Source organism: Flintibacter sp., from assembly GCF_046973065.1.
On sequence record NZ_JBKVXZ010000089.1, the window covers coordinates 1 to 7,511 of the forward strand.

8 protein-coding genes and 1 pseudogene are annotated in these 7,511 nt (G+C 57.1%); 5 read left to right on the forward strand and 4 right to left on the reverse strand.

The features are described from left to right. The 3 genes from ACLTXB_RS18280 to ACLTXB_RS18290 form a co-directional block, all read left to right on the forward strand. Positions 1-305 (forward strand): winged helix-turn-helix domain-containing protein (locus tag ACLTXB_RS18280; protein ID WP_428227924.1); only part of this gene is annotated, 305 nt, incomplete at its 5' end. After that, entirely contained in the window at positions 283-1,803 is a 1,521-nt protein-coding gene (locus ACLTXB_RS18285) for a sensor histidine kinase (RefSeq protein WP_428227925.1), read from the forward strand. The genes ACLTXB_RS18280 and ACLTXB_RS18285, both read left to right, overlap by 23 nt. Positions 1,804-1,834: 31 nt before the next feature. After that, positions 1,835-2,464 (forward strand): alpha/beta fold hydrolase, encoded by a 630-nt coding sequence (locus ACLTXB_RS18290; RefSeq protein WP_428227926.1) that lies wholly within the window; start codon positions 1,835-1,837, stop codon positions 2,462-2,464. Positions 2,465-2,564: 100 nt separating this feature from the next. Here the strand turns inward: ACLTXB_RS18290 and ACLTXB_RS18295 are convergent, their stop codons facing one another. From ACLTXB_RS18295 to ACLTXB_RS18310, 4 genes are read right to left on the reverse strand one after another with little or no spacing between them, the layout of a single operon-like run. Then, positions 2,565-4,667 carry a hypothetical protein gene (locus tag ACLTXB_RS18295; protein WP_428227927.1) on the reverse strand — a complete coding sequence of 701 codons (2,103 nt, stop codon included), beginning with the start codon at positions 4,665-4,667 and terminating at the stop codon, positions 2,565-2,567. Between the two features lie 33 nt (positions 4,668-4,700). Beyond that, the gene (locus ACLTXB_RS18300; RefSeq protein WP_428227928.1) at positions 4,701-5,069 is read right to left on the reverse strand and encodes a hypothetical protein; all 369 of its coding nucleotides are present in this window, start codon (positions 5,067-5,069) and stop codon (positions 4,701-4,703) included. A 12-nt stretch (positions 5,070-5,081) separates the two neighbouring features. Further along, positions 5,082-5,633 carry a DUF6560 family protein gene (locus tag ACLTXB_RS18305; RefSeq protein ID WP_428227929.1) on the reverse strand — a complete coding sequence of 184 codons (552 nt, stop codon included), beginning with the start codon at positions 5,631-5,633 and terminating at the stop codon, positions 5,082-5,084. 44 nt (positions 5,634-5,677) lie between these two features. Continuing rightward, entirely contained in the window at positions 5,678-6,052 is a 375-nt protein-coding gene (locus ACLTXB_RS18310; protein WP_428227930.1) for a hypothetical protein, read from the reverse strand. 237 nt (positions 6,053-6,289) lie between these two features. On the opposite strand from ACLTXB_RS18310, the gene ACLTXB_RS18315 reads away from it, so the two are divergent. Together ACLTXB_RS18315 and ACLTXB_RS18320 are read left to right on the forward strand one after the other, a co-directional pair. Further along, the gene (locus ACLTXB_RS18315) at positions 6,290-7,150 is read left to right on the forward strand and encodes an ABC transporter ATP-binding protein (protein WP_428227931.1); all 861 of its coding nucleotides are present in this window, start codon (positions 6,290-6,292) and stop codon (positions 7,148-7,150) included. After that, positions 7,147-7,511, forward strand: a pseudogene (locus ACLTXB_RS18320) (hypothetical protein); the annotation flags it as partial. The gene ACLTXB_RS18315 and the pseudogene ACLTXB_RS18320, both read left to right, overlap by 4 nt.

Here is a 7,511-nt window from a genome sequence, read left to right on the forward strand (position 1 = left end):
CAGATGAGGAAAGCCGTCTCCGATACCGGGACCTGTCCCTTGACTTGGACACCCGGGAGGCGTTGCTGGAGGAGCGTCCTCTGGATCTGACCGCCCGGGAGTTTGAACTGCTCCACACCTTTCTGGCCGCGCCGGGGCGGGTGTTCACCCGCGAGATGCTGTTGGCCAAGTTGTGGGGCTATGATTTTTATGGAGACGAGCGGGTGGTGGACAGCCACATCAAAAACCTCCGGCATAAGCTGGGGCGGGACTATATCGAAACGGTCAGGGGGGTGGGCTACCGTGCCGCGAAAGAAGATCTCTGAGAGCCTGAGTGTCCGGGTGTTCCTGATCACCGCCAGTCTCCTGCTCTTTGCTGGGGCCATCACATTTGGCTTCATTGCATGGGCCGCCCCCAGCACCTACACTGCTGTGATGAACGACGATCTCGCCGCACAGGTGGATGTACTGGTCGAACAGTTGGCAGACACCGCACCGGAGGACTGTGGAAAACTGCTGGACGAGTTCGCCCTATCCTCCGGCGCCACCGCCACACTGACGGGACCGGACGGACACTTGGTGGACACTGGGGCGCAGATCGAGGTACAGGCTGTGTATGAGAGCGGGGATATGATCGTCACTGCCGCCGAGGGAGACCGTACAGCCAGCTTTGGGACAGCCGGTCCGGGCTCAGAAAATACCGTGGCCATCACCATGTCGGAGCAATCAGCCATCGCCGCGGAGGTGCGCTTTGCCGGGCGGGAGGAGGGCTATACGCTCTATGTCACCCCGCGGCTCAAGGCGGAGAATGTGGCGGTGCGGGCGCTGGTGCAGATGGCCCCATGGCTTCTGCTGGTGCTGCTGACCTTTTCTCTGCTGTGCGCCTTTTTTTACTCCCGGTACATCACCCGGCCCATCGTGCGGATGAGCGATATTGCCGGAAAAATGGCCGAACTGGACTTTCACTGGGAATGCGGCGAAACGCGCCGGGACGAGATCGGGCAGCTGGGCCGCAGCCTGGATACAATGGCAGGAAAACTCTCCACTGCCCTGGCAGAGCTGGAGAGCGCCAATCAGGCGCTCCGGGGCGAGGTGGAGCGGGAGCGGGAATTGGACCAACAGAGAGTGGCCTTTTTCAATGCCGCCTCCCACGAATTAAAAACCCCGGTCACCATTCTGAAGGGACAGCTGACCGGGATGCTGGAGGGCGTCGGCGTCTATCAAAACCGGGACAAGTATCTGCTGCGCTCCCTTCAGGTGACGGGGCGTATGGAACATCTGGTTCAGGAGATGCTGGCCATCTCCCGGATGGAGGCCGGCGCTGCGGCGATGAAGCAGGAAACGGTGGAACTCTCTACTTTGATCGAGGAACAGTTGCAGCTGGATGCTGGGCTTTTGGAACAGCGGGGGCAGCATCTGGTTAGGGAATTAACGCCGGGAATCACCACGAATGGGGATGCAGTTCTGCTGGGAAAGGTGCTGGGGAACCTGATTTCCAATGCCTCCCTCTATTCCCCGGATGGAGCCGAGATCCGCGTCTGGTGCGGCTGGCAGAATGGACGTCCGGCTGTGACTGTGGAGAATACAGGGGCACATATCGAGGAGGACGCCCTGCCCCATCTGTATGAGGCGTTCTACCGGGAGGAGTGCTCCCGGAACCGCGCCTCCGGCGGCAGCGGCCTTGGCCTCTATCTGGTAAAGATGATATTGGACCGCCACGGGGCGGCGTGTACCATTGAGAATACAGCGGACGGGGTGCGGGTTTCAGTGCGGTTTGTCCCCAGTGCCACTTCTGGACTTCCCGCCGGGGATGTGGTAGGATAAACGGGAATAAGGCAATTTGAGAGGGATACCTATGGAAAAGACGATTTTGATTCACGGCTCCGGCCACAAGGCTGCCAGCTGGAGGGAAACCATCTCTTATCTGGACCACCGGGAGGACGTTCTGTGCCCGGAACTGTCTGTCATTCTGGACGGCCATGAGGCCAGTTACCCCAACCTTCTCTCCGCCTTTGAAGCATACTGCGCCCAGGTCAGTGGACCGGTCCATCTGTGCGGTATCTCCCTGGGAGGCATCCTGGCGTTGGAGTATGCGCTGAACCACCCGGAGAATGTCAAGACTCTGGTGCTCATCGGCACGCCCCACAAGGTACCTAAGGGGGCCTTTGCCTTTCAAAACATGGTATTCCGCCTTCTGCCCAAGTCCATGTTCGCGTCTATGGCATTTGACAAGAAGGATACCTTCGCCCTGGGGAACTCCCTGAAAAATCTGGATTTTAGCGGCCGGGTGGGTGAGATCCGGTGCCCCACTCTTATCCTGTGCGGGGAGAAGGACAGCGCAAACCTGAAATCAGCTCATTTCCTGGCCCAGCACATCCAGCAGGCGGAACTGCAGGAGCTGGACCACACCGGCCATGTGGTAAATGAGGAAAATCCTAAAATTCTGGCAGAGCGACTGAATGAGTTTTATAGACGGAATTTCTAACCGTGGAGAACACAAAAGAGAAGCAGGAGCCCGTTTAATGGTGCTCCCGCTTCTTTTTGATCACTGCTGATTCAAAATCGTATCCCAAAGTGCTTTCCATTTACTCGGCTTTTCCTGATTGAGGCACATGGATGTCCAGCAAAACCACACCAAAGGGGCTCTCCCGGTGGCAGACCTCCAGCGGCTCTCCATTCATGGCCATCTCGAAGATTTTTTCCGGAACCACAAGCTCGGTTTCGGTTCCATTGTCCATCACAATGGTCAATTCGTAATCATCGTCCTCCACATCCGGATTGTCCGCATGGCTGTCCACAATGACGGCCGGATAGTGCTGGGCCGGGCCGATCAGGGCTGCGTTGGCACAGTAATGCAGGCCAGCGGCAATGGTGATCCCCACAAGCCCCATAAAAAGCCCTGCCCCAAGCCGCATACGCTTAGGAGTACGCAGGATCAGAAGCACGGTCAGAACGGCGGCCATGGCCAGGACGCGGGCCAGCCAGCCAAAGCCTGTATCGATTTCCTGAAGAACAAAACCGCCCCAGATGTGATTGACCTGCCAGATGTAAATGAGGCCGATCAGCAGGGCAGGGATCAGGGGGACTTTCACGTGCATGGCATTCCACTCCGGGGTGGCATTCTGGGGACGGTCGCCGAAGAGCAGCACCGGGGCAAAGACCAGACAGAACACCACAAAGGGGATAGGTGCCAGAGCGCCAATCTTCATAACAGTGGTAAACTTTACGCCCAAAAGATACAGCGGAATAGGGGCAATGACACCGGCGGCAAACAGCAGCATGACCACCCACAGCCCCACCCGGATGCCTTTGATATGGTCGTGCCAGTGGGTGCGGTACTCCTCCCGCCATTGGACGGCGCTCTCCTGCTGTTCCTCCTGCTTGGCCTGCTTTTCCATGGTGGGGGTCAGGGACATGGCAAGATCGGTGTTTTCCAGCCACTCCGCAAACCGGGGGATGCCCCGCATATTGGTCTCAATGGAGGCCAGCTTTTTTCCGTCCGCGTTCCGCAGATGGATGGAGCGGTTGGCGGTCAGCCGCACGGAGGCCGCCTGTCCCGGCGCAAACTCCCGTTTCCGGCCCCAACTGCTGATGTACCACATGGAGTTATCCCGAAACACAAACAACGCACGGTTGCGTCCGGCCAGCAACATCCAAACACCCAGCAGGAACAGCGGCACGCCGGGAACTGCCACAAAGGCGGTGACATCCGGCGCAAAGGGCGGCGTCCCGGCCACGATGACACCCATGAGGGTCAGAATGAAGCCAAGCCCCCATACAATTACGCCGAGAACCGTGACCACCATCCGCTCCCGCACGATCACCACCGGCTGTCGGGTTTCCTCCGGTTCGGCGTGGCGGCACAGCAACAGCGCCAGGCCGAAACCGAGCAGATACAGGAGCATCCCCACACCGGTCCACACGCCCGCCATATCCAGCGGCTCATTCCCGTCCGGAATAAAAATCAGCGGGAGCAGGAGCAGGGCAAAGGCGATGGTGATACCACCCGCCAGCAGGCAGGGCCACTTGCTCCCAGGGGCAGGCAGGTCATGGGCCAATTCCAGGGGCTGTTTGTCGGCGCTGTATTCTCTTTGGATGGGTTCCAGATCCGGCGCCCGCTCCAGAACTTTCCCGCAGTGGGGACATTGGGGGACATAGTCCATCTCGGCGGAAAACGCTTTTTTTGCCATGGGCAGCGGCTGGCCGCAGGAAGGACAGACCCAGGATCTCTGAAAGATCCGTTTCCGGATCTGCTTCAGAATGACGAGAGATACCGCGGGAATCAGAAGGAGCAGGGGGAACAGCCAGGGATTATGGGTAGCGATCTGCCCGATCATCACAGCGGTGAGACATACGGCCGACAGGATCAGGAAGCGGCTTCCTGTCCGGGCGGCCTGCTTTGCGGCGGCGATGTAGGTTTCATTTCCCTGCTGCATACCGGCGTGGCGGAGATCCAGAAGAAAGGCCTCCATCAGTTCATAGAGGTCATCTGTATCGTCCACCTCCTCGCTGGTGAACTGGTCATACAGCTTTCCGTTGACAGATAGCTTTACGCTCTCCCAGGTGATCTCGATTTTGCTGTGGAGCCGGGTCAACGTCAGGCAGTTTCCGGAAAGCACCGGCTCATACTGGGGATACTGGGCGTTCAGCCGCTCGTACAGCTGCTTGAGTTCTTTTTCTTGATACATCGGCAATTCTCCTTCAAATTATCATGTACGGGCTCAAGCACACCAAAAACAAAATACAGCGGCTGAAAAGAGAATCAGGGAGAGTGCCTCGATGCGAATATCCCGGCACTGGAACACTTCTCGCCCGAATTTTTCATTCCGGTACACCCGGATTTCTTTCCCGACTTGTTTTCTTCCCAGCGGCGCAAAGAGACAGCCGTGGGCGGTGTAGTACTGCTTCCCGCTGATTTTCACCAGATAGGCACGCTTCTTAACGGCGACGCCGCCTACCGCATAGCCGCCGCGCTGCTCTGCGATGCCTGTGATCCTTCCTTTACACCTCTCGCCGGTCAAAACCACCCGGTACTTCAGATAGAGCGGGAGCAGGGCTGCGGCAGTACACAGGAGTCCTAAAAGAATCATCTAAACGCTCCTTTAACGGATAGGGATATGTTCTTCTTGTAAGCGTGCTTCAAAGTTGGAGAAATGGTCGGTCATGGCATCGACAAAGAAGGCCATCCGCTTCCTGCCTCTGGCATAGCATTTCAGTCCGCCCCGTGTCCGCTTTGCCCATTCCAGTTCTGAGAAGTTCCAGTGCTTTTTCAACAGGAAGCATTTCCGAATTGTGATATCGTCCCCCGATACCGTAACATCCCATACTCCTTTGGTGGGCGCCAGCATCAAAGGTACGCCAACCGCAAGGCAGATGAGGAAGATGTACCGCCAGTTGCCTGCGCCAATCACTTCCAGTCGGGCCAATGGATCAAATATGGAGATGTGCTCCAAATGTTCAACGTTTGGATAGAACAGCAGAACTGCAAGCAAAAAAAGCGGAAAACCGATCACCACAATCATCCCAAGATAAGCGATATCCTTCACAGTGCGGCAGGTGAATTGATGCAGAGATTTCGTGTGCTCCCGCTTTGTTTGATGTGACCACAGTGCTGCAAGGGCGGCAATACAAACATATATGCCAAAAAACTTCATGTGTCTCCTTTCTCCGATACAGGAAAACCAAAGCTGCGAAAAGTTCACTTCCTCAGAACCAAACGGATCACCTGATAAAGAAGGAATGGGATAGCCCCGAGCACGCCCAACAGAGTGTAGATGGGAAATGTGATGACTCCAAGCAGGAGCCTTCGTCCCGCATAGAGCCTCCACCTGTCTGCGATATGCTGATAGAACATCAAACCCGTTGGGACACCCGCCAGGAGCAGTCCTGCGCCGATGATATTGTTCAAAGGCTCCGTTGGTTCCGGAACAGGCAGGCCATGTTCTTCAAAATATGCGAGATAAGCTGGGTCCTCCTGCTCTCTGGCCTGGGTTACCGACACGAAATACCCCAGGATACACCCAATCAGCAGACATCCCGCCACCAGAAGCAGATGACTCCATTCTTTACGCATCCCATGCACTCCCTCCAGTGATATGGACAGATTATAGCATTAGAGTCGTTTTTCGTCATCTACTTTTTGCGGAATTTGAACAATCACAGGGAAAATCCATTATTTGTTCGATAGATAGAAAACCAGATCAACCTGAAAAACGCTCCCCTCTCCACACAAACCACATATTTCCTCCATGTTCACTCCATATTGCCCTGATATTCTTGGCCCATCCCATGCAGAAAGGAACAAGGCACAATGGAAATTCGTATCGAACATCTCAGTATGACCTATCCCAGCGGGAAGCAGGCACTAAAGGACCTGGATCTGGAACTCAAGGCGCCCAGTCTCATTGGTCTTCTGGGCCCCAACGGGGCCGGCAAGTCCACGCTGATGAAGCTGCTGGTGGCGGCGCTCCTGCCCACCAGAGGAGAAATTCTGGTGGATGGACAGCCTCTTGCCAGAACAGAGCGTCTGCTGAAAGCCCGGTTGGGATATCTACCCCAGGACTTCGGCCTGTTTGACGAGTTGACCGTCACACAATTTCTAGACTATATGGCGGCGCTGAAAGGAATCAAAGATCCCAAAACGGCCATTCAGAAAGCGATCCGGGAGGTCAATCTGGAGGAAAAGGCTCGGGCCAGAATCCGCACGCTCTCCGGCGGCCAGCGTCAGCGGGTGGGCATCGCTCAGGCGATTTTGGGAGACCCGCCCTTCCTGATTTTCGATGAGCCCACCGTGGGGCTGGACCCGGAGGAGCGCATCCACTTCCGCAATCTGTTCTCCCACGCGGCCCAGGACCGGCTGGTGTTGCTCTCCACCCACATCATTGAGGATGTGCAGTCCGTATGCGATCAGCTGGTGGTGATCGACCGTGGGCAGATTCTCTTTACCGGTACCCCGGAACAGCTGATCCGGTCTGCATCCGGCCATGTGGGGGTATTCTATGAGCAGGAGGCCAATCAGGAGAATGGGCTCCACATCACCGCCCGGGTGAACACCGCGCAGGGCGTTCGCTGTCGGGCGGTGGCAGATCAGCTCCCCGCCTTTGTTCAGCCGGAGGAGCCTACACTGGAGGACGCCTATCTCTATCTGATCTCCCGGGAGGCAGTACAATGAAGACGCTTCGACTGTTTCCTCTGGAGTTGGGGCGCCTGCTCCACAGCCGGTTGACCTGGCTGGTCATGCTGGTGACCGTCCTTGGCCCTGTGGCGGGCCTGTACCTTTATCAGCCGGCTGAGTCCACCATGAATTCCCTGTATCTGGCCAACCCCGCGATTGCCGGGGGCATTGCAGGCGGAATCCTGTTTGGACTGCTTGCCATCTTTGAACTGGATCGGGCCTGCCGCAGCCGGGCGGATGTTCTCATGGACGCGGCGGTGTCCCCACAGACCGCAGCCCTGACGCGGCTGCTGGCTCTGCTGGCCGCTGCCGTCCTGACCACAGCCCTCACCATGCTGGTGTGGCTTCCCATGAGCGC

Coding starts and splice junctions, on each gene's coding strand:
- ACLTXB_RS18315 (WP_428227931.1), top strand. CDS start 6,290: ATGGAAATTCGTATCGAACATCTCAGTATGACCTATCCCAGCGGGAAG.
- ACLTXB_RS18305 (WP_428227929.1), bottom strand. CDS start 5,633: ATGAAGTTTTTTGGCATATATGTTTGTATTGCCGCCCTTGCAGCACTG.
- ACLTXB_RS18300 (WP_428227928.1), bottom strand. CDS start 5,069: ATGATTCTTTTAGGACTCCTGTGTACTGCCGCAGCCCTGCTCCCGCTC.
- ACLTXB_RS18290 (WP_428227926.1), top strand. CDS start 1,835: ATGGAAAAGACGATTTTGATTCACGGCTCCGGCCACAAGGCTGCCAGC.
- ACLTXB_RS18295 (WP_428227927.1), bottom strand. CDS start 4,667: ATGTATCAAGAAAAAGAACTCAAGCAGCTGTACGAGCGGCTGAACGCC.
- ACLTXB_RS18310 (WP_428227930.1), bottom strand. CDS start 6,052: ATGCGTAAAGAATGGAGTCATCTGCTTCTGGTGGCGGGATGTCTGCTG.